This window comes from Streptomyces sp. TLI_053, from assembly GCF_900105395.1.
Classification (GTDB): domain Bacteria; phylum Actinomycetota; class Actinomycetes; order Streptomycetales; family Streptomycetaceae; genus Kitasatospora.
Genome location: NZ_LT629775.1, coordinates 6,866,604 through 6,887,989, shown reverse-complemented (window position 1 = coordinate 6,887,989; position 21,386 = coordinate 6,866,604). Strand labels below are relative to the sequence as shown.

Genomic DNA, 21,386 nt, shown 5'->3' with positions numbered 1-21,386 from the left:
ATATCGGATGCAGATATGTTCGCTCTACGATCTGTTCTGGGTGCGACCGGTCCGTCACGGAGCGGGACCGGTCGCGCCCGACCGGTCCGCAGCCGTCAAAGGGCACCGGTACCAGGCGATACGCTGTCGGCCATGCCGTCGTCACCGTCCGTTCCCGAATCCACCACAGGCCCGCACGGCCTCGAGCCGCGGGACGCGGAGCCGACGACGATCGAACGCGCCCGCCGGCTCACCGACGCGGTCACCCGGCTCCGCCGCGCCCTGCGCAGCAGCATCCGGACCGACTACCCGTGGGAGTCCCTGCCGATGGCGCAGGTCGAACTCCTCCAGACGCTCGCCGCCGCACCGCTGCGGGTCGGCGAACTGGCCGCCCGGCAGCGGCTCGCCCCGAACACCGTGAGCGGGCTGGTCGGCAAGCTGCTGGAGGCCGGCTTCGTCGACCGCCAGGCCGACCCCGGGGACCGTCGCACCGCCCGGATCGCGCTCACCCCGGCCGGGCGCCGCCAGCTCGACGACTGGCAGCGCGCCCACGAGCGCCGGATCGCGGACGCTCTCGACACCCTCTCCGCCGCCGACCGCGACGCCGTGATGCACGCGCTGCCCGCCCTGGAGAACCTCGCCCGCGCCCTCGCCGACCCCCTGGCCTGAGCGGCGAAAACGGCTACCACCCCGGTGGCCGGCGCCACTATCGTCCGGTCATGGACACCCCCGCGCTGCGGCTCGAAGCCTGGACCGACTCCGATCTCGCCCTGCTGCGGCTGATCAACACCCCGGAGATGCGCCGGCACGTCGGCGGTCCGGAGAGCGAGGAGCGGATGCTCGTCCGCCACCGCCGCTACCTCGACTTCGTGCCCTCCGGGACCGGCTGCATGTACCGCGTGGTGCTGGAGACCGAGGAGGTGCCCGAGGGGGTGGCCGTCGGCAGCGTCGGCTACGCCGAGCGCGCGTGGCAGGGCGGCACCGTCTACGAGATGGGCTGGAACGTGCTCCCGCCCCACCGGGGCCGGGGCATCGCCGCGGCCGCGGCGCGGGCCGCCGTCGGCGCCGCGGCCCGCACCGCGCGCCACCGCCACCTGCACGCCTTCCCCTCGGTGGACCACCCCGCCTCCAACGCCGTCTGCCGCCGGGCGGGCTTCACGCTCGTCGGCGAGACCGACTTCGAGTTCCCGCCCGGCCGCTGGATGCGCAGCAACGACTGGCGGGTGGACCTGGCCTCGGTCGCCGGCTGACGGTCCCGTCCCGACCGCCCTGCGGCGTGGCCCGGGCCGGTCCTCCTCCGGGCGGGCCGGGCCCGGCGGGCGCCCCGTACCTCCCCGGCCGTCAGAACAGGGCGCCGCTCTCCAGGTCCAGCAGCCAGCGCTTGCGGTCCGTCCCGGCGGCGAAGCCGGTGAGGGCGCCGTTGGCCCCGACGACGCGGTGGCAGGGGCGGACGATGAGCAGCGGATTGGCACCGACCGCGCCGCCGACCGCGCGGACGGCCCGCGGGGACTCGCCCGCCAGTTCGGCGAGCCGGCCGTAGGTGACGGTCTCCCCGTACGGGATCCGGTCCAGCGCCTCCCAGATCCGGCGCCGGAACTCGGTGCCCACGGGGGCGAGCGGGAAGTCGAACCGGGTGCGCTCCCCGGCGAAGTACGCGGTCAGCTGGGCCACCGGCTCGGCCAGCGCCTCCGGGTCGTGCTCCCAGTCGTCGGCGGGCTCGGCGAGCGCGTACTTCTGGCCGGGGGCCGTGACGGTGGCCAGCGCGGCCGGACCGCCGTCCACGGGCCGGACGCCGCTGAGCATCAGCCGCCCGAACGGGCTCTCCATGAAGGTGAAGACCGTGGTGCCGGTCCCGCCGGAGGTCCCCCCGGGCGCGGCGTTCCCGTCCGCGGCGTTCCCGGTCGTCGTCCTGCCGGTCGTCGTCCTCGGAGCCGTCGTCCTCGGGATCGTGGTCTTCGGAGTGGTCTTCGGAGTGGTCTTCTCGGTGGTGCTCATGCGGGGGTGTTCTCCGTTCGGGTGCTGAGGTCGTCGGCCGGGGCCGCCCAGAGGCGGTGCACGGCGTAGGAGCGCCACGGGGCCCAGGCGCCGGACGCGAGGGCGGCGGACTTCGGGTCCCCCGGGGCGCCGAGCCGGAGCAGTCCGTGCCTGACGCCGATGTCGCTCGGGAGGAAGACGTCGGGGTCGGCGAGCGCGCGCATCCGCAGGTAGCCGACGGTCCACGGGCCGATGCCGGGCAGGGCGAGCAGTTGAGCGGCCGCCTCCTCCCGGTCGACGCCGCCGTCGAGCCGGACGGTGCCCTCGGCGAGGGCGGCGCACAGGCCGGTGAGCGCGCGGCGCCGGGCGGCCGGCATCGCGAAGTCCTCCGGGTCGGCGGTGGCCAGCGCGGCGGCGGTCGGGAAGAGCAACCGCAGTCCGCCGCTGGGTTCGGGCAGCGCGGTGCCGTACTTCTCGGCCAGTCGGCCGGCCAGGGTGCGGGCCGCGCCGACGGTGACCTGCTGGCCGAGGACGGCGCGCACGGCCAGTTCGTGCGGGTCGACGTGGCCCGGCGAGCGCAGCCCGGGGCGGGCCCGGACCAGCGGACCGAGCAGCGGGTCGGCGCCGAGCTGCTCGTCGACCGCGACCGGGTCGGCGTCCAGGTCGAACAGGACCCGCAGGCGCTGGACGGCGGTCGGCAGGTCGCGCAGGTCGGTGAGGAACAGCCGGCAGTCGAGCCACCCCCGGGCAACCGGCCGGTCGGCGCCCAGGCCGTCCACCTCGGCGATGCCGGTGCCGTACGGGAGCGCGAGGGTGCGACGGTAGGTCCGCACGCCGGGGCCCGGTCCGGGCACGACCTCCTCCACCCCGGGCACGGCCCGCAGGGCGAGGAAGTCGATCAGGTGGTCGCTGTCCAGGGCGCCCCGGTAGGCGAGCCGCAGGGCGAGGCCCCCGGCCGGGGTCGCGGTGCGCCGGCCGGCCGCCACCTCGGCGCGCAGCCCGCTCGGGGTGCGGTCGTAGATCTCGCGCACGGTGTCGTTGAACTGCCGGACGGAGGCGAAGCCGGCCGCGAACGCGATCTCGGTGACCGGCAGCCCGGTGGTCTGGAGCAGCAGCCGGGCGGTCTGGGCTCGGCGGGCGCGGGCCAGCGCGATCGGGCCGGCGCCGAGTTCGGCGGTGAGCTGGCGCTGGAGCTGGCGGGAGCTGTAACCGAGGCGGTCGGCCAGACCGGCCACGCCCTCGCGGTCCACCACGCCGTCGCCGATCAGCCGCATGGCCCGGCCGACCAGGTCGGCGCGCTGGTTCCACTCGGGCGAGCCGGGGACGGAGTCGGGGCGGCAGCGGCGGCAGGCCCGGAAGCCGGCGTGCTGGGCGGCGGCGGCGCTGGGGTAGAAGGTGCAGTTGACGCGCTTCGGGGTCACGGCCGGGCAGCTCGGCCGGCAGTAGATGCCGGTCGAGGTGACGGCCGTGAAGAAGACACCGTCGAAGCGGGCGTCCCGGCTGTCCACGGCGCGGTACCGGATGTCGTCGTCGATCACGCTGTCCAGTCTGCGGCACCGGAGGGGCCTCGACCGGCGGAAATCGGACATGGGCGTCGGCCCGGCGCCCGGACGCCGGGCCGGTGGAAAACCAGGAGCCCGCGCCCGCCCCGGCCGGATAGCCTGCGCGGGTCCCCCACCCCGACCGACAGGAGATCCCGTGTCCGAGCAGCCCTACTCCGGTCCGGACGACCCCCGGGTCACCGCGCTGCGCGTCGAGCAGTTCGCCTTCCCCGGCCCGTTGCGGGACCGGCTGGTCGAGGCCGTGCTGTCCGGGGCGAAGACCAGCACCACCGGCCTGGTCACCGAGTACGAGGCCGAGGACGAGCCGCTGCCGCTGGCCGGGACCAGGGGCGCCGTGGTGGACTCGGCCGGGCGGATCGTCGCGGTGACCGAGGTCGCCGAGGTCCGGATCGTCCGGCTCGACGAGGTCGACCTGCAGCACGCCCTCGACGAGGGCGAGGGGTACACGACGCTCGCCGAGTGGCGGTCCGGGCACGAGCGGTTCTGGCACAGCGACGAGCTGCGCGCGGCGCTCGGCGACCCGGATTTCACCGTCACGGACGACACCCGGGTGATCCTGGAGCGGTTCCGGCTGGTCGCCGACTTCCGCTGACGGCCACCGCCGCCCGGCGCCCGGCCCGCCCCCGGTAGCGGCGGCGGGCCGGACGGGCCGGTGGACAGGGGGCTCGGGCGGGCCGGGCGGAGCGGCACCGGCCCGAGGTCACCGCTTCACGGGACCTCCCGAGGCGCGCATCGACTTGGTGATGGTCTTCCACTTCTTCAACCGCTCCGAGGCGAGCCGGGCGTCCGAGCGGGAGGCGATCCACTCGTTCTCCCGCTGGAGCTTGAGATAGCTGTCCATCCGGCGCTCGGGCAGCGAGCCGTCCTCCAGGGCGGCCCGCACCGCGCAGCCGGGCTCGCTCGTGTGGCGGCAGTCGTGGAAGCGGCAGCCCTCGGCCAGCTCCTCGATGTCGGCGAACGCGAGCGCCACGCCCTCGCCACCGTAGAGGCCGACCTCACGCAGGCCGGGGGTGTCGATCAGCACCCCGCCGCCGGGCAGCAGGACGAGCTCACGGGTGGTCGTGGTGTGCCGGCCCTTCTGGTCGCCCGAGCGGGCGGCCTGGACGGTCATCACATCGACCCCGGCGAGCACATTGGTGAGGGTGGACTTGCCGACGCCGGACTGGCCGAGCACCGCGGTGGTGCCGGGCGTGCAGGCGCGCAGCACGTCGATCCCCTCGCCCGTCTCGGCGCTGACCACCAGAACGGTGACGCCGGGCGCGGCGGCCTCGACGTCGGCGCGGATGAAGTCGGCGTCGTCGACCAGGTCGGCCTTGGTGAGCACGACCAGCGGCTCGGCGCCGGACTCCCAGGCGAGGGCGAGGAAGCGCTCGATCCGGCCGAGGTCCGGCTCGGCGGCGAGCGAGGCGGCGATCACCACGGTGTCGACGTTGGCGGCGAGCACCTGGCCGTCGGAGCGCTTGCCGGCGACCTTGCGGATGATCGCGGTGGAGCGCGGCAGCAGGGCCGCGACCGCGGGCACGGGCAGACCGGGCGAGAGGTCGACGGCGACCCAGTCCCCGGTGCACGGGCAGTTGATCATGTCGGCGTCGCCGACCTGCCGGGTGTCGGCCCGGACGGTGCGGAGCTCGCCCGTGCCGGGGTCGACCAGGACGGCGTCGCACCGGCCCCGGTCGATCCGGACGATCCGGGCCGGGACCAGCCCGGCCTCGGCCAGCGGCGCGAACAGTTCGTCGAGCGCGCTGGTCCAGCCGTAAGCGGCCAGCGACCCGGCGGGTGCGGCGGGCTCGAAACCGTCGGCGGCGGAGAGGGCGGAGAGGGCGGAGAGGGGGGAAGAAGAGGAGAACGGAACGGAGGCAGCGTTGAACAACGCAGTGGGCCCTTCGGGAGGAAAGTGGTCCCGCCGGGCTGCTGCGGCTGCGTGCGCGAAGGGCTACGTCAGCCGGCGGCCGGCAGGGAGAGGTGGATGCGGTTGCTGCCCCGGGCAGCCGTCATGGCAATCGTGGCCACGGGACTCACCTCCTGCTTTCTCTCCTCGGACGGCGCGCGACGCCGCCCGAACCGGACGCTCACACGCTAGCGGGCCCGGTCCACCCTGCCAACCGGTTTTTCACCTGCAGTTCCGTGCCCCACCAGCGGTTCCGTGCCCGTCCGCGGTTCCGTGCCCCACCTGCGGTTCCGTACCCCACCAGCGGTTCCGTGCGCCCCGGAGCTCACCGCCGGTCCCACGGCGGGCTCGGCGGGCGGCTGGGCAGCGGGTACTCGGGCGGCGGCGCGGTGGGCCGGTCGCTGTCCGGCGGCGGCGGGGCCGGCCGGTGGTGCGGGCCGCCGCCGCGCGCGGTGATCCGGCCGCGGAGGTTGTCGGCCGCGAGCACGTCGGCCCACCGCTCGGGGTACTCGGAGGGCACGTCGGCGTCCTCGCCGTCCTCCTCCCAGTACTCCTCCTCGCCGCCCTCGGCGAGGCCCAGCTCGCGGGCCCGGCGGGCCCGTTCGACGGCGCGCCGGGCGGCCACCTCGCGGACCACGGCGGCCGCGGCCTCCTCGTGCGCGCGCTCGTTCTCGGCGCGGGCGTCGGCGGTCTCCAGGGTGGGCCAGCGGCGGTCTATGGCCGCGTTCATGGCGGCGCCGATGAGCACCGCGAGCGCGACCACGAAGATCCACAGCAGGACGGCCACCGGCGCGGCCAGCGAGCCGTACACCGAGTGGCCCTCGATGGAGCTGACCAGGTAGAGGCGCAGCGCGACGCTGCAGAAGACCAGTACCACCAGGGCGACCAGCGCGCCCGGGATGTCCTCGCGCCAGGGCGTGGAGACCGGCACCGCCAGGTGGTAGAGCGTCGTCAGCGAGACGATCAGCAGCAGGATCGCGAACGGCCAGTAGGCGGCGTTGATCAGTCCGCCGCTCTCCGGCACGGCGTTGGTCACCAGCCCCGGCCCGGCCATCAGCAGCGGCAGCACCAGTGAGCCGATCACCAGCGCGCCGAGGTAGAGGCCGAGCGACATCAGCCGGGTCTTGACGATGCCGCGCTTGCCGTCGAGCCCGTACATCACGGTGATGGTGTCGATGAAGATGTAGAGCGCCCGGGAGCCGGACCAGAGCGACAGCAGGAAGCCGATCGAGACGAGGTCCGGCCTGGTCTGGTCGAAGACCTGGCGCAGCAGCGGCTGGACGACCTGGGTGATGGAGGAGTCCGAGAGCACCGTGCCGGCCGCCTTGACGATGTCGGCCTTCAGCTTGTCGATGGTGCCCGCGCCGAGGAAGTCGTCGAGGTAGCCGAGCGTGCCGGCCAGGCAGAGCAGCAGCGGTGGGATGGAGAGGAGCGTGAAGAAGGCCGCCTCCGCGGCGAGTCCGGTGACCCGGTACTCGACGCAGGTGTTGGTGGTGTCCTTGACCAGCGCCCAGACGGTCGTCCGCCAGGTGGCCTGCTTGGCCGCCCGGCGGGACCCCTTGCCCCGACGACGGGAGGGGCGCTCGGGGGTCGACCGGGTCGTTTCGCCTGCTGCTTGCACAGGGCCAACGTTATCGGGCCCGGACCGGTCGGCCCCTCTCCCGGGGCACGGGCGCGACACGGGCGGCCCGCGGACGGTGCGCGAGCGGCCCGCGGGCAGTACGCGAGTGCCGCGCGGGCACTGCGCGGGTGAGGCGCGGGCGGTACGCGGGTGAGGCGCGGGCGGTACGCGAGTGCCGCGCGGGCGCGGAAAAGAAGAGGATCCGGGGCCCGGTCGGCGGGAGCGGCGGGAACGCTCCGGCATCTCGCGATCCGAAACTCTGAGGTCCAAAATACGGACGTTAGTGGACCGCGAGTCGTGCTCCGTGCGAATCTCTTGCCATGCCGAGCGCCGGAACCACCCTAGTAGGTCGACTTCACGTCGATCTCCTTCGCGTGTCCAGCGCCATCTGTCCGGTGACCTGAGCCCAACCCCGCCGCCTCCCACCGCACCCGGCGCCACCTCACCGCCATCCCCGTCGAAGCGGATGCGCAGGCGCCCGCCCGGCCGCCGCGAATGCTCTCCCGGTCCTGAGAAACCCGCAGGTCACAGCAGCTTCGCCGGTTCGAGCACGCCCCGCGACCAACCCGGCGTCAGAGCCACCTGCCCCGAAGGACTTCACCATGGCCACCACTCCCGAGACCGCCGAACCCACGGCCGAGAGCGCCCCCGCGCGCCGCACCGCCGCGGTTCGCAAGGTGACCCGTCACCGCGGCGAGGGCCAGTGGGGCATGGGCCACTACACCCCCTTGAACGCCAACGAGCAGTTCAAGAAGGACGACGACGGTCTCAATGTGCGGACACGTATTGAGACGATCTACGCCCAGCGGGGCTTCGACTCGATCGACCCGGCCGACCTGCGCGGCCGGATGCGCTGGTGGGGGCTGTACACCCAGCGCAAGGAGGGCATCGACGGCGGCAAGACCGCGATCCTCGACCCGCACGAGCTCGACGCCGAGTACTTCATGCTCCGGGTCCGGATCGACGGCGGCCGGCTGACGGTCGCCCAGCTGCGCGCGATCGCCGAGGTCTCCGAGGAGTACGGCCGCAACACCGCCGACCTGACCGACCGGCAGAACGTCCAGTACCACTGGATCCGGATCGAGGACGTCCCGGCGATCTGGCAGAAGCTGGAGGCCGTCGGCCTGTCCACCACCGAGGCCTGCGGCGACACCCCGCGCGTCATCCTCGGCTCCCCGGTGGCCGGCATCGCCGAGGACGAGATCATCGACGGCACTCCCGCCATCGACGAGATCCAGCGCCGCTTCATCGGCAACAAGGACTTCTCGAACCTGCCGCGCAAGTTCAAGTCCGCCGTCTCCGGCTCGCCGCTCCTGGACGTCGCGCACGAGATCAACGACATCGCCTTCGTCGGCGTGGTCCACCCCGAGCACGGCCCCGGCTTCGACCTCTGGGTCGGCGGCGGCCTGTCCACCAACCCCAAGCTCGGCGTCCGGCTCGGCGCCTGGGTCCCGCTCGACGAGGTCGCCGACGTCTACGGCGGCGTCATCGGCATCTTCCGCGACTACGGCTACCGCCGGCTGCGCAACCGCGCCCGGCTGAAGTTCCTGGTCGCCGACTGGGGCACCGAGAAGTTCCGCCAGGTGCTGGAGGACGAGTACCTCAAGTACAAGCTGGTCGACGGCCCCGCCCCGGCGGAGCCCAGCGGCCGCTGGCGCGACCACGTCGGCGTGCACCGGCAGAAGGACGGCCGCTACTACGTCGGCTTCGCGCCCCGGGTCGGCCGGGTCGACGGCAAGCTGCTCGGGCAGATCGCCGACCTCGCCGAGGCCCACGGCAGCGACCGGCTGCGCACCACCGCCGAGCAGAAGATGATCGTGCTCGACATCCCCGAGGACCGGGTCGAGTCCCTGGTGGCCGGCCTGGAGGCGCTGGACCTGCGGGTCACCCCCTCGCCGTTCCGCCGCGGCACCATGGCCTGCACCGGCATCGAGTACTGCAAGCTCGCCATCGTCGAGACCAAGGAGCGCGGCCGCACGCTCATCGACGAGCTGGAGCAGCGGCTGCCCGAGTTCGCCGAGCCGCTGACCATCAACATCAACGGCTGCCCGAACGCCTGCGCCCGCATCCAGGTCGCGGACATCGGTCTCAAGGGCCAGCTGGTGACGGACGAGCAGGGCAACCAGGTCGAGGGCTACCAGGTGCACCTGGGCGGCGCGCTCGGACTGGAGGCCGGCTTCGGCCGCAAGGTCCGCGGCCTCAAGGTCACCAAGGACGGCCTGCCCGACTACGTCGAGCGCGTCCTGACCCGGTACCAGGAGGACCGCACCGAGGGCGAGCGCTTCGCCCAGTGGGCGGCCCGCGCCAGCGAGGAGCAGCTGTCGTGAGTGAGCGCGCCGCCCCCTTCTTCTGCCCCTACTGCGGGGACGAGGACCTGCGTCCGTCCGAGGCCGGGCACGGCGCCTGGGAATGCCACGGGTGCCGCCGGGCCTTCCAGTTGAAGTTCCTCGGCCTGCTGTCACCGAGCAATGGGGGTAACCGGAGTGACCGGCACGACGACTGACTTCGAGGAGCTGGCCACCAGGGCCGGCCGCGAGCTGGAGGAGGCCGAGCCGCAGGAGATCCTGCGCTGGGCCGCCGACACCTTCGGCAAGCGCTTCTGCGTCACCTCCTCGATGGAGGACGCGGTCGTCGCCCACCTGGCCTCCTCGGTGTTCCCCGGGGTGGACGTGGTGTTCCTGGACACCGGCTACCACTTCCCGGAGACCATCGGCACCCGGGACGCGGTGGCCGCGACCATGCCGGTCAACGTCATCACGCTCACCCCGGCGCTGACCGTGGCCGAGCAGGACGCCGCGTACGGGCAGGAGCTGCACGACCGCGACCCGGACCGGTGCTGCGCGCTGCGGAAGGTCGAGCCGCTCAACCGCGGCCTCGGCGGCTACGACGCCTGGGCCACCGGACTGCGCCGCGACGAGTCGCCGACCCGCGCGAACACCCCGGTGGTCTCCTGGGACCCCAGGCGTGGCAAGGTCAAGATCGCCCCGATCGCCCGCTGGACGCAGGAGGACGTGGACGCCTACGTCAACGCCAACGGCGTGCTGCTCAACCCGCTGCTGTGGGAGGGCTACACCTCGATCGGCTGCTCGCCGCTCTCCTGCACCCGCAAGCCGGGCGAGGGCGAGGACGCCAGGTCGGGCCGCTGGTCCGGCTCCGGCAAGACCGAGTGCGGCATCCACCTCTAGACCCCGTCCCCGCGGACCTCCGCGGACCACCACCGATCACCGTCGACCCCCCGTTCTAAGGACTTCCACCGTGACCACAGCCGACACCCCGGCCGCCGCCGGAGCCGCGGAGGCGGCCCCCGCGGCCGGTCCCTGCGAGCGCGGCGCCACTGTGTGGCTGACCGGGCTCCCGAGCGCGGGCAAGACCACGCTGGCCTTCGCCCTGGCCGGGCGGCTGCGCGCCGAGGGCCACAAGGTCGAGGTCCTGGACGGCGACGAGATCCGCGAGTTCCTCTCCAAGGGACTCGGCTTCAGCCGCGAGGACCGCCACACCAACGTCACCCGGATCGGCTTCGTCGCCGAGAAGCTCGCCGCCAACGGCGTCAAGGTGCTCGCCCCGGTGATCGCCCCGTTCGCGGACTCCCGCGCGGCGGTCCGCGAACGGCACACCGCCAACGGCACCGCGTTCCTGGAGATCCACGTCGCCACCCCGGTCGAGCTCTGCGCCGAGCGCGACGTCAAGGGGCTGTACGCGAAGCAGGCGGCCGGCGAGATCTCCGGCCTGACCGGCGTCGACGACCCGTACGAGGCCCCCGAGAACCCGGAGCTGCGGCTGCAGACCCAGGGCCGCGAGGTGGCCGACTCCGCCGCCGAACTGCACGTCTTCCTGACCGAGAGGGGCCTGGCATGACCACCGCGACGGACAGCCTGCTCCGCGCCGAGGACCCCGAGCGCAATTCGGGGGCGCCCTTCGCGCTGTCCCACCTGGACGCGCTGGAGGCCGAGTCGGTGCACATCTTCCGCGAGGTCGCGGGGGAGTTCGAGCGCCCGGTGATCCTCTTCTCCGGCGGCAAGGACTCCATCGTCATGCTGCACCTGGCGCTCAAGGCCTTCCGGCCCGCCGCGATCCCGTTCTCGCTGCTGCACGTCGACACCGGCCACAACTTCCCCGAGGTCATCGACTACCGGGACCGGGTGGCCGCCGAGCACAACCTGCGCCTGCACGTCGCCTCGGTACAGGACTTCATCGACGACGGCCGGCTGCGCGAGCGTCCGGACGGCACCCGCAACCCGCTGCAGACCGTCCCGCTGCTCGACGCCATCGAGAAGGGCCGCTTCGACGCCGTCTTCGGCGGCGGCCGCCGCGACGAGGAGAAGGCCCGCGCCAAGGAGCGCGTCTTCTCCCTGCGCGACGAGTTCGGCGCCTGGGACCCGCGCCGCCAGCGCCCCGAGCTGTGGTCGCTCTACAACGGCCGGCACGCCGTCGGCGAACACGTGCGCGTCTTCCCGCTCTCCAACTGGACCGAACTGGACGTCTGGCAGTACATCGAGCGCGAGTCCATCGAACTCCCGGAGATCTACTACGCCCACGAGCGCGACGTCTTCGCCCGCGGCGGCATGTGGCTGACCGCCGGCGAATGGGGCGGCCCCAGGGACGACGAGCCCGTCGAGCGGCGGCTGATCCGCTACCGCACCGTCGGCGACATGTCCTGCACCGGCGCCGTCGACTCCGACGCCACCACCATCGCCAAGGTCATCGCCGAGATCGCCGCCAGCCGCCTCACCGAGCGCGGCGCCACCCGGGCCGACGACAAGCTCTCCGAGGCCGCGATGGAAGACCGCAAGCGCGAGGGATACTTCTAATGAGCACCACCCAGACCGGCACGACCCCGACCGGCACCGCCACCTCGCTGCTGCGCTTCGCCACCGCCGGCTCCGTCGACGACGGAAAGTCCACCCTGGTCGGCCGACTGCTGCACGACTCCAAGTCCGTGCTCGCCGACCAGCTGGAGGCCGTCGAACGCGCCTCCCTCAGCCGCGGCCAGGAGGCACCCGACCTGGCGCTGCTCACCGACGGCCTGCGCGCCGAGCGCGAGCAGGGCATCACCATCGACGTCGCCTACCGCTACTTCGCCACCCCCCGGCGCCGGTTCGTCCTCGCCGACACCCCCGGGCACGTGCAGTACACCCGCAACATGGTCACCGGCGCCTCCACCGCCGAACTGGCCGTCGTCCTGGTCGACGCCCGCAACGGCGTCGTCGAGCAGACCCGCCGGCACGCCGCCGTCGCCGCCCTGCTGCGGGTGCCGCACGTCGTCCTCGCCGTCAACAAGATGGACCTGGTCGACTACGCGGAGCCGGTCTTCGCCGCCATCGCCGCCGAGTTCACCGCCTACGCCGCCTCCCTCGGCATCGGCGACGTGCTCGCCGTCCCGATCTCCGCACTCGCCGGCGACAACGTGGTCGAGCCCTCCGCGCACATGGACTGGTACGGCGGCCCGACCCTGCTGGAACACCTGGAGACGGTCCCCGTCGGCAGCGACCCGAGCGCCGAACCGACCCGCTTCCCGGTCCAGTACGTGATCCGCCCGCAGACCGAGGAACACCCCGACTACCGCGGCTACGCGGGCCAGCTCGCCTCCGGCGTGCTGCGGGTCGGCGACCCGGTCACCGTGCTGCCCTCCGGCCACACCACCACCGTCACCGGCATCGACGTACTCGGCCGCACCACCGACATCGCCTGGTCCCCCCAGTCGGTCACCGTGCGCCTGGCCCACGACATCGACATCTCCCGCGGCGACCTCATCGCGGCCGGCCCGGCCCCCGTCCCCACCAAGGACATCGAGGCCACCGTCAGCCACCTCAACGAGCGTCCGCTGCGCGCCGGCGACAAGGTGCTGCTCAAGCACACCACCCGCACCGTCCGGGCACTGGTCAAGGAGATCACCTACCGGATCGACATCGACACCCTCGAGCGGCGCTCCGGCGCCGACGGCCTGAACGTCAACGACATCGGCCACGTGGTGCTGCGCACCGCCGAGCCACTGGCCCTCGACGACTACACCGACAACCGCCGGACCGGCTCGTTCCTCCTGATCGACCCGGCCGACGGCACCACCCTCACCGCCGGCATGGCGGGCGAGGCCTTCGCAACCGCCGGCAGCGCCGGCACCGACGACAGCGAACCCGACGAGGAGGACTGGGTCTGATGCCCAGCGAGGCGTTCTCGGGCATGGACAAGGAAGGCGGCCGCATCGGCAGCGGCGTCCTCGGCAGCGGCCAGGGCGGCCTGACGCGATGTGCGGGCCGACAGGGCTGAGAAGCGCCCTGTCACCGGGCCGCCGCCCCGACCGCAGGCCGGCCCGGCTTGCCCGGCACCCCGCACGGTGCCGCAAGCACAACCTTGACCGAACTTCCGCCCCGAGACCGCTTCCTGACGGTCCGTCCGCGAACAGGACTCACCATGGCACCGAACCAGGCACTGTCGCACGGCCACGACCCGCATCCGACCGTTCGCCCCCGCGCCGGCCGGATCAGACGCTCCGCAGTGACCGTCGTGGCCGGTCTCACCGCCGTCGCACTGCTCTCCGCGTGCAGCTACGGTTCCAAGAACGACGACAAGAAGACCAACACCGCCGCCCCCGCCGCCGATTCCGCCTCCAGCGGGGCCGCGGCCAAGCTCTCCGCGGACACCGTGCGGATCGGCTACTTCGCCAACCTCACCCACGGCACCCCGCTGGTCGGCCTCCAGGACGGCATATTCCAGAAGGAGCTGGGCGCCACCCAGATCAAGACCCAGGTCTTCAACGCCGGCCCGGCCGAGATCGAGGCGCTCAACGCCGGCTCCATCGACATCGGCTGGATCGGCCCCTCCCCGGCGATCAACGGCTTCACCAAGTCCGAGGGCAAGTCGCTGAAGATCATCGGCGGTTCGGCCTCCGGCGGCGTCAAGCTGGTCGCCAACCCGGACAAGGTCGCCTCGCTGGACGACCTCAAGGGCAAGAAGATCGCCACCCCGCAGCTGGGCAACACCCAGGACGTGGCGCTGCTCAACTACCTGGCCGGCAAGGGCTTCAAGGTCGACGCCCAGTCCGGCGCCGGCGACGTCAGCGTGGTCCGCTCCGACAACAAGGTCACCCCGGACGCCTACAAGCAGGGCTCCATCGACGCCGCCTGGGTGCCCGAGCCGACCGCCTCCAAGCTGGTCACCCTCGGCGCGAAGGTCCTCCTCAACGAGAAGGACATCTGGCCGGACAAGAAGTTCGTGATCACCAACATCATCGTCTCGCAGAAGTTCCTCACCGAGCACCCCGACGTGGTCGAGGCCGTACTGCGCGGCTCGGTGACCACCAACGCCTACATCAAGGCCAACCCGGACAAGGCCAAGGCCACCGCCAACGAGGCGATCAAGAAGGAGGCCGGCAACGCCCTGGAGCCGGCCATCCTCGACCCGGCCTGGGCCGACATCGACTTCCTGGACGACCCGCTGGCCTCCACCCTGCAGACCGAGGCGGACAACGCGGTCACCGCGGGCCTGCTCAAGAAGCCGAACCTGAACGGCATCTACGACCTCTCCCTGCTCAACAAGGTGCTGAAGGAGAAGGGGCAGAGCCCCGTCGCGGACGCCGGCCTCGGCGCCAAGTAGCGCCCGCCGTACCGCAGTACCGCGCCCGAACCCCGAGGTCCGGCCCCCGCCCGTCCGTACGGAACCCCGCTCGATGCCCCGAGCACGGTCGGGCGGGGCCCGGCCCCCGGCCCCGCTCCCTCGTCGCCAGATGCCAGACCACACCACGCAGGAGGTGCCCGGAATGAGCCCGGCACTGACCACCTCGAACGACGCCGGCGGCGTCGGCACCCTCGACGGTGCCCCCGCCGTCCGGATCTCGAACGTGCACAAGACCTTCGGCCGCCCCGGCGCGCAGACCCACGTCCTGGACGACATCACCCTCGACGTCGCCCCGGGCGAGTTCGTCACGCTGCTCGGCGCCTCGGGCTGCGGCAAGTCCACCCTGCTCAACCTGGTCGCCGGCCTCGACAAGCCCACCGCGGGCAGCATCGAGGTCCCCGGCGGACGCCCCGCGCTGATGTTCCAGGAGCACGCGCTCTTCCCCTGGCTCACCGCCGGCAAGAACATCGAACTCGCCCTCAAGCTCGCCGGCGTGCCCCGCGCCGACCGCCGTCCCGAGGCCGAGCGCCTGCTCGAACTCGTCCGCCTCCAGGGCTCCTACGGCAAGCGGGTGCACGAGCTCTCCGGCGGCATGCGCCAGCGCGTCGCGATGGCCCGCGCCCTCGCCCAGGGCAGCCAGGTGCTGCTGATGGACGAGCCGTTCGCCGCCCTCGACGCCATCACCCGCGACGTCCTGCACAACGAGATCACCCGGATCTGGGCCGAGCAGAAGCTGTCCGTCCTCTTCGTCACCCACAACGTGCGGGAGGCCGTCCGGCTCGCCCAGCGCGTGGTGCTGCTCTCCTCCCGCCCCGGGCGGGTCGCCCGCGAGTGGACGATCGACCTCCCGCAGCCCCGCCGGATCGAGTCCGCCGGCGTGGCGGACCTGTCCATCGAGATCACCGAAGAACTGCGTGGGGAGATCCGCCGCCATGGCCAGCACTGACACCACCACCAAGGCCGGATCGGGCCACGGCGGTACGGTCGCCGACTTCGCCGGCGTCGAGGCCGGACTGGACGCGCTCGACGCGGTCGTCACCCAGCGCAACTCCACCGCCGAAACGCTGCGGCAGAAGGTCCTGCCGCCGCTGCTCGGCGTCCTCCTGGTGCTGGCCCTCTGGCAGGGCGCCTACAGCCTGCACGTCACCTCCGCCTACAAGCTCCCCAGCCCGCTCGACGTCTGGCACGCCGCCGAGGACCTCTGGTACCAGGGCACGCTGTTCTCGATCATCTGGACCAGCGTCTGGCGCGGCCTGTCCGGCTTCGTGGTCGCCCTGCTCATCGGCACCCCGATCGGCCTGCTCGTCTCCCGGGTCAGGCCGGTGCGCGCCGCGGTCGGCCCGGTGCTCTCCGGCCTCCAGTCGCTGCCCTCGGTCGCCTGGGTTCCCGCCGCGGTCATCTGGCTCGGCATCAACGACTCGATGATGTACGCCGTCATCCTGCTCGGCGCCGTCCCCTCGATCGCCAACGGCCTGGTCGCCGGCATCGACCAGGTGCCGCCGCTGTTCCTGCGGGCCGGCCGCACCATCGGCGCCACCGGCCTGGCCGGGGCCCGGCACATCCTGCTGCCGGCCGCGCTGCCCGGCTACCTCGCCGGACTCAAGCAGGGCTGGGCCTTCTCCTGGCGCTCGCTGATGGCCGCCGAACTCGTCGCCTCCTCCCCCGACCTGGGCCTCGGCCTCGGCCGGTTCCTGGAGAACCAGCGCGAGTTCTCCGACATGGCGGGCGTCCTGCTCGGCATCATCCTGATCCTGTTCGTCGGCATCGCCATCGAACTGCTGGTCTTCACCCCGGTCGAGCGCCGGGTCCTGCGCAACCGCGGCCTGCTGGCCGCCGTCAAGTGAGGCCCCCCGCATGACCGAACGACGGCTGTCCGCCGCCCCCGCCACCCCGGTGGCGGCGGGCGGCCCCGCCCTGCTCCTGATCGCCCACGGCAGCCGCGACCCCCGGCACGCCGCCGCGGTGGCCGCCCTGGTCCCGCTGCTGCACCGGCTGCGCCCCCACCTGGACGTCGCCACCGCCTACCTGGACCACTGCGCACCGCGCATCCCGCAGGTGGTGGAGCGGCTCGACGGCGCCGCGATCGCCGTCCCGCTGCTGCTCAACCGGGCCTTCCACGCCAAGCACGACATCCCCGCCGCCCTCCGCACGGTCGGCGCCGACCTGCCGCTCGCGGACGTCCTCGGGCCGTCACCGCTGCTGCTCGCCGCCCTCGACCGCCGGCTCGCCGAGGCCGCGCCGGAGCTCGCCTCCCCCGCCGCCCGCGCCCGCACCGGCGTCGTGCTCGCCGCCGCCGGCTCCTCCGACCCGGCCGCCGACGCCGTCACCAGGGCGGTCGCCGCCGAATGGCGCCGCACCCGCGGCTGGGCCGCCGTCGAGGTCGCCTACGCCTCCGCCGGCGGGCCCCGCGTCCCGGACGCCGTCGCCGCCCTGCGCCGCGCCCCGGCCGTCGAACGGGTCGCCGTCTCCCCCTACCTGCTCGCCCCCGGCCTGCTCCCCGACCGCATCGCCCAGGCCGCCACCGAGGCCGCCGCCGACGTGCTGGCCGACGTGCTCGCCCCCACCCCGGAGCTCGCCCGCCTCCTCCTCACCCGCTACGACGAGGCCCGCGCGGCGGCCGGCATCACGATCCGCACGCCCACCCGCACTCCCCGAGCCCTCACGGCTTGAAGAGCCCCGCCCCCGGCACGGTCGGCAGTATCGTGAGGGCATGAGCGTCGCCCACGACCACTACCCCGAGCTCCATGACCTCATCGACCGGCTGGACCCGAAACAGGCCGAGGAGGTCCGCCGACACGCCCTCCGCCTGGTGGGCGAGGACGAGGCTCCACCGCGTCATCGGCTGAGCTTCACGGGAATAGGAGTGAGCGCCAACCCCGACCTGGGCTCGGAGGCGAAGCGCATCATCCGCTCCGAACTGCGGGGAGTCGACGAGTGATCCTGGTCGACACCGGCCCCTTGGTGGCCACTCTGGCCGCCACCGACGCCAACCACGCCCGATGTGTACGGTTCTTCGACAGCTACTCCGGCGACCTCCTGGTCACCCCGTACGTGGTCACCGAGGTCTGCTACCTCGTCGAACGCGATATGGGCAGCAAGGCCGAGGCCGCCTTCCTCCGTGCCGTCGCAGCCGGTGAGCTCCGACAGGTCGAGACCGTCGACAGTGATCTCCTCCGGATGGCCGAACTCGTCGAGATCTACGCCGACTTCCCGCTCGGCGCCACGGATGCCTCGGTGATCGCCGTCGCCGAGAGGCTCGGCCTGACAGAGATCGCCACTCTGGACCGTCGTCACTTCAGTGTCGTCCGCCCGCTCCACACCTCGGCCTTCCACCTCCTGCCGGACTGACGGAACCACCCGTCCCCGACGCAAGGTGGGCCCGGTCACTGCGCCCCCGCCCCCAGGTGCACCGTGATCAGGCCGGCCGTGATCAGGCCGAGGCCGGCGAAGGTGGTCGGGGACGGGACCTCGTGGCGGAGGGCGAGGGCGGTCAGGACGGTGCCGACGGTGCCGATGCCGGTGAAGACCGCGTAGCCGGTGCCGACCGGGAGGTCCCGCATCGCGCGGGAGAGCAGGAACACCGCGACCAGCATCAGCACGAGGCACAGCAGGCTCTGCGGGAGGCGGGTGAATCCGCGGGTCGGTTCGATCGACTGCGCCCAGGCGACCTCCACCACCCCCGCGAGCAGCAGCCAGAGCCACGGCACGGCGCTCAGTCCTCCCTCGGGATGCGGTAGCCGACCAGCTTGGTGCCGATCTCGCCGGCCCGGTACAGCGCGTCGGCCACCGATTCGCGGTGCTGGGCGGCCCGCCCGGCGAGGGCCGGGTCGACCAGGGAGTTGACGAGCTCGGCGGCGATCACCTCGGTGTCCTCGACCGCGTAGTGGCCGCGGAAGAAGTCGGTCAGGTAGCGGCCGTTGTGGTCGTAGGGCTCGCGCGGGGTGCCCGGGCCGTAGGCGCCGCCGCGGGCGGCGACCACCACGAACTTGCGCGGGGCGAGCACCATCCGGGGGAAGGTGACCTGGTCGATCCAGGCCTTGAGCGCGGACGGGATGCCGTAGTTGTACATCGGCGCGCCGACCAGGACGGCGTCGGCGGCGACGAGTTCGTCCAGCAGCGGCCGGACGACCGCCCAGGCTTCGCGCTCCTGATCCGTGCGGACCGCCTCGGCGTAGCGGGCGATGTCGGTGATCTCCTCGCGCTGGAGGGTGTCGCAGATGGTGGTCCAGCCCTCGCGGATCGGCGGGACGGGGTCGGCGGCGAGGTCGCGGTGGGTGACCTCGCCCCCGCCGGCGCGCCAGGCGTCGGCGAAGGCGGCGCCGAGGCGGCGGGTGAAGGAATCGGTGCGCGCGCTGCTGTCGAGGTGCAGGAGGTGGGACACGGTGAACCCCCGGGGCGGTCTGGGCGGGACGGTACCGCCGACTCAAGCGGACACGGCGTCCACTTGTCGGCGCACCCAACGATAAAGGGAAGCGGACGGAGTGTCCACTTCCCTTGGGTGCACCTTCGCTCTACCGTTGCTCCTCATGACCACCGAGCCGACCGAGCCGACCGAGCTCCCCCTGGCCGACGGCCCGCCGCCGCGCGAGCGGGCCGACGCCGCCCGCAACCGGGCCAAGGTGCTGGCCGCCGCCGAGCGGCTCTTCGCCGACGGCGACCCGGCCGCCGTCACCATGGACGACATCGCCCGGGCCGCCGGCATCGGCCGCGGCACGCTCTACCGCCGCTACCCCGACCGCGCCTCGATCGCCCGCGCCCTGCTCGACGAGCACGAGCGCGCCCTCCAGGAGAAGCTGCTGCGCGGCGCGCCCCCGCTCGGCCCCGGCGACCCGGGCGCCGGGGGCGACCCCGCCCCGGCCGACCGGCTGGCCGCCTTCTACGCCGCGATGGTCGAACTGCTGGAGACCCACGTCCACCTGGTGCTCGGTGCCGAGACCGGCGAGGCCCGCTACCGGACCGGCGCCCACGCGTTCTGGCGGCTGCACGTCTCCCACCTGGTGCGCGAGGCCGGCCGGCCGGACCCGGAGGTCCTGGCCGACCAGCTGCTCGCCCCGCTCGCCCCGGAGCTGTTCCGCCACCAGCGCGCGGCCGGCGTCACCCCCGAGCGGATCACGGCCGGCCTCGCCGCCCTGGCCCACGGCGTGCTGGGCCGGGGCTGAGCGAGGCCGGGAGGCTCAGGCCGGCAGGTGCCAGACCTGGTTGGCGTAGCCGTTGCAGTCCCAGATGAGCAACTGGTTGCCGTTGCTGGTGGAGAACTGGTAGTCGTCCAGGCAGCGGCCGGACTGCGGGTTGTACAGCGAGCCGTCCGCCCGCGCCTGCCACTGCTGGGCGCCGGTGCCGTTGCAGTCGTAGATCTGCACCGGGGTGCCCAGGGCGGTGTTGCCGCCCTTGACGTCAAGGCACTTGCCGAGCGCGCGGACGGTGCCATCGGCGCCGATCCGCCACTGCTGGCCGGCGGTGCCGAGGCAGTCCCAGATCTGCACCGGCGTGCCGTTGGCCTGGTTCTGGCCCCGGACGTCGACGCACTTGTCGCCGTACCCGGTGATCCGGCCGGTCGGACCGGCCGGCGGCCTGGGTCCGAGGACGACCTGGGCGGAGTACGGCATCCCGCCCTGGATGCAGGACGCGCCCAGGGTTCCGTCACCGGCGGTCGTGGGGCTCCAGAGCGGCTTCATGGCCGGGAAGCCGTTCTCCCAGGCCTGGCACCAGCCCCCGATGCTCCAGGTCTGGTTCGGGTCGAGACCGGTACAGGTCCCGGTGGCCCCGAAGGCCACATAGCTGATCGAGCAGTTCTCGGCGGCCACGGCGTCCGCGACCGGCGCGGGCGGGGTGGCCCGCGGAGCGCTGCTCCCCGCCGCGTGGGCGACGGGCGCGGTGAGCGCGGCGGCGCCCGCGAGCAGGGCGGTGGCGAACAGGGCGGCGACTCGGCGCACGGTGATGCTCCCGGGGGGTGAGGAGGAGAGGGACGGTTCAGTGCCGAACAGCGATCAGGCCGGCAGGTGCCAGACCTGGTTGGCGGCGCCGTTGCAGTCCCAGATCACGATCGGGCTCGCATTGCCGGTGTTGTACGCGAACAGGTCCAGGCAGCGGCCGGACATCGGGTTGAACAGCGAGCCGTCGGGCCGGGCCCGCCACTGCTGGGCGCCGCCGCCGTTGCAGTCGTAGATCTGCACCGGGGTGCCGATGTCGGTCACGCCGCCCTGCACGTCCAGGCACTTGCCGAGGGCCCGGACAGTGCCGTCCACGGCGACCTTCCAGGTCTGGGCGGCATTGCCCAGGCAGTCGTAGATCTGCACCGGGGTGCCGTTGGCGTTGCTGCCGTAGCGGACGTCGACGCACTTGTTCCCGTACCCGGTGATCGGGCCCCTCGGCCCGGCCACCGGCTTGGGCCCGAAGGTGATCCTGGACCAGACCAGGGTCCCGCCCTCGAAGCAGACCCCGCCGACGACGCCGTCACCGGTGGTCCAGGAACTCGAGTACCCCGAGGGGACGGGGACACCATTGGGGTACTCCTGGCACACGCCCGCGACGGTCCAGGTCTGCTCGGGGTCGAGGCCGGTGCAGGTCCCGACGACGCCGAAGCCCGAGTACCTGAGAGAGCAGTTCTCGGCGGCCACGGCGTCCGCGACCGGTGCGGGCGGGGTGGCCCGCGGGGCGGCGCCCCCGGCAGCCTGGGCGGCGGGCGCGGTGAGCGCGGCGGCCCCCGCGAGCAGAGCGGTGGCCAGAAGGGCGGCGGTACGACGCACGGGAG

General features: G+C 73.3%; 25 protein-coding genes. 17 read left to right on the top strand and 8 right to left on the bottom strand.

Features of this window, described 5'->3' with window-relative positions:
- The first annotated feature begins 132 nt into the window (after positions 1 to 132).
- Together BLU95_RS28705 and BLU95_RS28700 are read left to right on the top strand one after the other, a co-directional pair.
- On the top strand, positions 133 to 648 hold the full coding sequence (locus BLU95_RS28705; protein WP_093862518.1) for a MarR family winged helix-turn-helix transcriptional regulator: 516 nt from the start codon (positions 133 to 135) through the stop codon (positions 646 to 648).
- A gap of 50 nt (positions 649 to 698) precedes the next feature.
- Complete coding sequence (locus BLU95_RS28700) at positions 699 to 1,229, top strand: GNAT family N-acetyltransferase (protein ID WP_093862517.1); 531 nt, start codon at positions 699 to 701, stop codon at positions 1,227 to 1,229.
- Between the two features lie 91 nt (positions 1,230 to 1,320).
- Here BLU95_RS28700 and BLU95_RS28695 read toward each other — a convergent pair whose 3' ends face one another.
- Both BLU95_RS28695 and BLU95_RS28685 read right to left on the bottom strand, forming a co-directional pair.
- The gene (locus BLU95_RS28695; protein ID WP_353653513.1) at positions 1,321 to 1,974 is read right to left on the bottom strand and encodes a methylated-DNA--[protein]-cysteine S-methyltransferase; all 654 of its coding nucleotides are present in this window, start codon (positions 1,972 to 1,974) and stop codon (positions 1,321 to 1,323) included.
- Positions 1,971 to 3,542, bottom strand: a complete 1,572-nt coding sequence (locus BLU95_RS28685) for a DNA-3-methyladenine glycosylase 2 family protein (protein ID WP_173862146.1) — start codon at positions 3,540 to 3,542, stop codon at positions 1,971 to 1,973. Before BLU95_RS28685 ends, BLU95_RS28695 begins: the two co-directional genes overlap by 4 nt.
- A 109-nt stretch (positions 3,543 to 3,651) precedes the next feature.
- Between BLU95_RS28685 and BLU95_RS28680 the strand changes: the two genes are divergently transcribed.
- Complete coding sequence (locus tag BLU95_RS28680) at positions 3,652 to 4,107, top strand: ASCH domain-containing protein (protein ID WP_231977832.1); 456 nt, start codon at positions 3,652 to 3,654, stop codon at positions 4,105 to 4,107.
- A 108-nt stretch (positions 4,108 to 4,215) separates the two neighbouring features.
- On the opposite strand, the gene rsgA is transcribed toward BLU95_RS28680, so the two are convergent.
- Together rsgA and BLU95_RS28670 are read right to left on the bottom strand one after the other, a co-directional pair.
- On the bottom strand, positions 4,216 to 5,280 hold the full coding sequence (gene rsgA / locus BLU95_RS28675; protein WP_173862299.1) for a ribosome small subunit-dependent GTPase A: 1,065 nt from the start codon (positions 5,278 to 5,280) through the stop codon (positions 4,216 to 4,218).
- 448 nt (positions 5,281 to 5,728) lie between these two features.
- Positions 5,729 to 7,024 carry a YihY/virulence factor BrkB family protein gene (locus tag BLU95_RS28670; RefSeq protein WP_231977831.1) on the bottom strand — a complete coding sequence of 432 codons (1,296 nt, stop codon included), beginning with the start codon at positions 7,022 to 7,024 and terminating at the stop codon, positions 5,729 to 5,731.
- Between the two features lie 320 nt (positions 7,025 to 7,344).
- Between BLU95_RS28670 and BLU95_RS45625 the strand changes: the two genes are divergently transcribed.
- The 13 genes from BLU95_RS45625 (at position 7,345) to BLU95_RS28610 (ending at position 17,983) form a co-directional block, all read left to right on the top strand.
- Positions 7,345 to 7,428, top strand: a complete 84-nt coding sequence (locus BLU95_RS45625; RefSeq protein ID WP_310593185.1) for a putative leader peptide — start codon at positions 7,345 to 7,347, stop codon at positions 7,426 to 7,428.
- Between the two features lie 198 nt (positions 7,429 to 7,626).
- On the top strand, positions 7,627 to 9,351 hold the full coding sequence (locus BLU95_RS28665; protein WP_093862510.1) for a nitrite/sulfite reductase: 1,725 nt from the start codon (positions 7,627 to 7,629) through the stop codon (positions 9,349 to 9,351).
- Positions 9,348 to 9,527 (top strand): eL43 family ribosomal protein, encoded by a 180-nt coding sequence (locus BLU95_RS28660; RefSeq protein ID WP_030391290.1) that lies wholly within the window; start codon positions 9,348 to 9,350, stop codon positions 9,525 to 9,527. Before BLU95_RS28665 ends, BLU95_RS28660 begins: the two co-directional genes overlap by 4 nt.
- Positions 9,508 to 10,209, top strand: coding sequence for a phosphoadenylyl-sulfate reductase (locus tag BLU95_RS28655; RefSeq protein WP_231977830.1), 702 nt, complete (start codon positions 9,508 to 9,510; stop codon positions 10,207 to 10,209). Before BLU95_RS28660 ends, BLU95_RS28655 begins: the two co-directional genes overlap by 20 nt.
- Before the next feature lie 70 nt (positions 10,210 to 10,279).
- A complete protein-coding gene (gene cysC / locus BLU95_RS28650) occupies positions 10,280 to 10,879 on the top strand; it encodes an adenylyl-sulfate kinase (RefSeq protein WP_286158587.1) in 600 nt (199 codons plus the stop codon).
- The gene (gene cysD / locus BLU95_RS28645; protein WP_093862508.1) at positions 10,876 to 11,832 is read left to right on the top strand and encodes a sulfate adenylyltransferase subunit CysD; all 957 of its coding nucleotides are present in this window, start codon (positions 10,876 to 10,878) and stop codon (positions 11,830 to 11,832) included. Before cysC ends, cysD begins: the two co-directional genes overlap by 4 nt.
- Positions 11,832 to 13,178 (top strand): sulfate adenylyltransferase subunit 1, encoded by a 1,347-nt coding sequence (locus BLU95_RS28640; protein WP_093862507.1) that lies wholly within the window; start codon positions 11,832 to 11,834, stop codon positions 13,176 to 13,178. Before cysD ends, BLU95_RS28640 begins: the two co-directional genes overlap by 1 nt.
- A gap of 254 nt (positions 13,179 to 13,432) precedes the next feature.
- Entirely contained in the window at positions 13,433 to 14,614 is a 1,182-nt protein-coding gene (locus tag BLU95_RS28635) for an aliphatic sulfonate ABC transporter substrate-binding protein (RefSeq protein WP_093862506.1), read from the top strand.
- Positions 14,615 to 14,777: 163 nt separating this feature from the next.
- Positions 14,778 to 15,581 (top strand): ABC transporter ATP-binding protein, encoded by an 804-nt coding sequence (locus tag BLU95_RS28630; protein ID WP_093862505.1) that lies wholly within the window; start codon positions 14,778 to 14,780, stop codon positions 15,579 to 15,581.
- Positions 15,568 to 16,479: an ABC transporter permease gene (locus tag BLU95_RS28625; RefSeq protein ID WP_093862504.1), complete on the top strand. Its 912-nt coding sequence runs from the start codon at positions 15,568 to 15,570 to the stop codon at positions 16,477 to 16,479. The genes BLU95_RS28630 and BLU95_RS28625 overlap by 14 nt, the downstream gene beginning before the upstream one ends.
- A gap of 10 nt (positions 16,480 to 16,489) precedes the next feature.
- A complete protein-coding gene (locus BLU95_RS28620) occupies positions 16,490 to 17,305 on the top strand; it encodes a sirohydrochlorin chelatase (protein ID WP_093862503.1) in 816 nt (271 codons plus the stop codon).
- A 40-nt stretch (positions 17,306 to 17,345) separates the two neighbouring features.
- The gene (locus tag BLU95_RS42505) at positions 17,346 to 17,573 is read left to right on the top strand and encodes a hypothetical protein (RefSeq protein ID WP_159425026.1); all 228 of its coding nucleotides are present in this window, start codon (positions 17,346 to 17,348) and stop codon (positions 17,571 to 17,573) included.
- Positions 17,570 to 17,983, top strand: coding sequence for a type II toxin-antitoxin system VapC family toxin (locus BLU95_RS28610; RefSeq protein WP_093862501.1), 414 nt, complete (start codon positions 17,570 to 17,572; stop codon positions 17,981 to 17,983). The genes BLU95_RS42505 and BLU95_RS28610 overlap by 4 nt, the downstream gene beginning before the upstream one ends.
- Positions 17,984 to 18,018: 35 nt before the next feature.
- Here the strand turns inward: BLU95_RS28610 and BLU95_RS28605 are convergent, their stop codons facing one another.
- The gene (locus BLU95_RS28605) at positions 18,019 to 18,342 is read right to left on the bottom strand and encodes a DMT family transporter (protein WP_093862500.1); all 324 of its coding nucleotides are present in this window, start codon (positions 18,340 to 18,342) and stop codon (positions 18,019 to 18,021) included.
- Between the two features lie 5 nt (positions 18,343 to 18,347).
- A complete protein-coding gene (locus tag BLU95_RS28600) occupies positions 18,348 to 19,016 on the bottom strand; it encodes an FMN-dependent NADH-azoreductase (RefSeq protein WP_093862499.1) in 669 nt (222 codons plus the stop codon).
- 145 nt (positions 19,017 to 19,161) lie between these two features.
- Between BLU95_RS28600 and BLU95_RS28595 the strand changes: the two genes are divergently transcribed.
- Positions 19,162 to 19,794: a TetR/AcrR family transcriptional regulator gene (locus BLU95_RS28595; RefSeq protein WP_093862498.1), complete on the top strand. Its 633-nt coding sequence runs from the start codon at positions 19,162 to 19,164 to the stop codon at positions 19,792 to 19,794.
- Between the two features lie 15 nt (positions 19,795 to 19,809).
- Here BLU95_RS28595 and BLU95_RS28590 read toward each other — a convergent pair whose 3' ends face one another.
- Both BLU95_RS28590 and BLU95_RS44405 read right to left on the bottom strand, forming a co-directional pair.
- On the bottom strand, positions 19,810 to 20,568 hold the full coding sequence (locus BLU95_RS28590; protein WP_231977829.1) for a ricin-type beta-trefoil lectin domain protein: 759 nt from the start codon (positions 20,566 to 20,568) through the stop codon (positions 19,810 to 19,812).
- 54 nt (positions 20,569 to 20,622) lie between these two features.
- Positions 20,623 to 21,381 (bottom strand): ricin-type beta-trefoil lectin domain protein, encoded by a 759-nt coding sequence (locus tag BLU95_RS44405; protein ID WP_231977828.1) that lies wholly within the window; start codon positions 21,379 to 21,381, stop codon positions 20,623 to 20,625.
- Between the last annotated feature and the right edge of the window lie 5 nt (positions 21,382 to 21,386).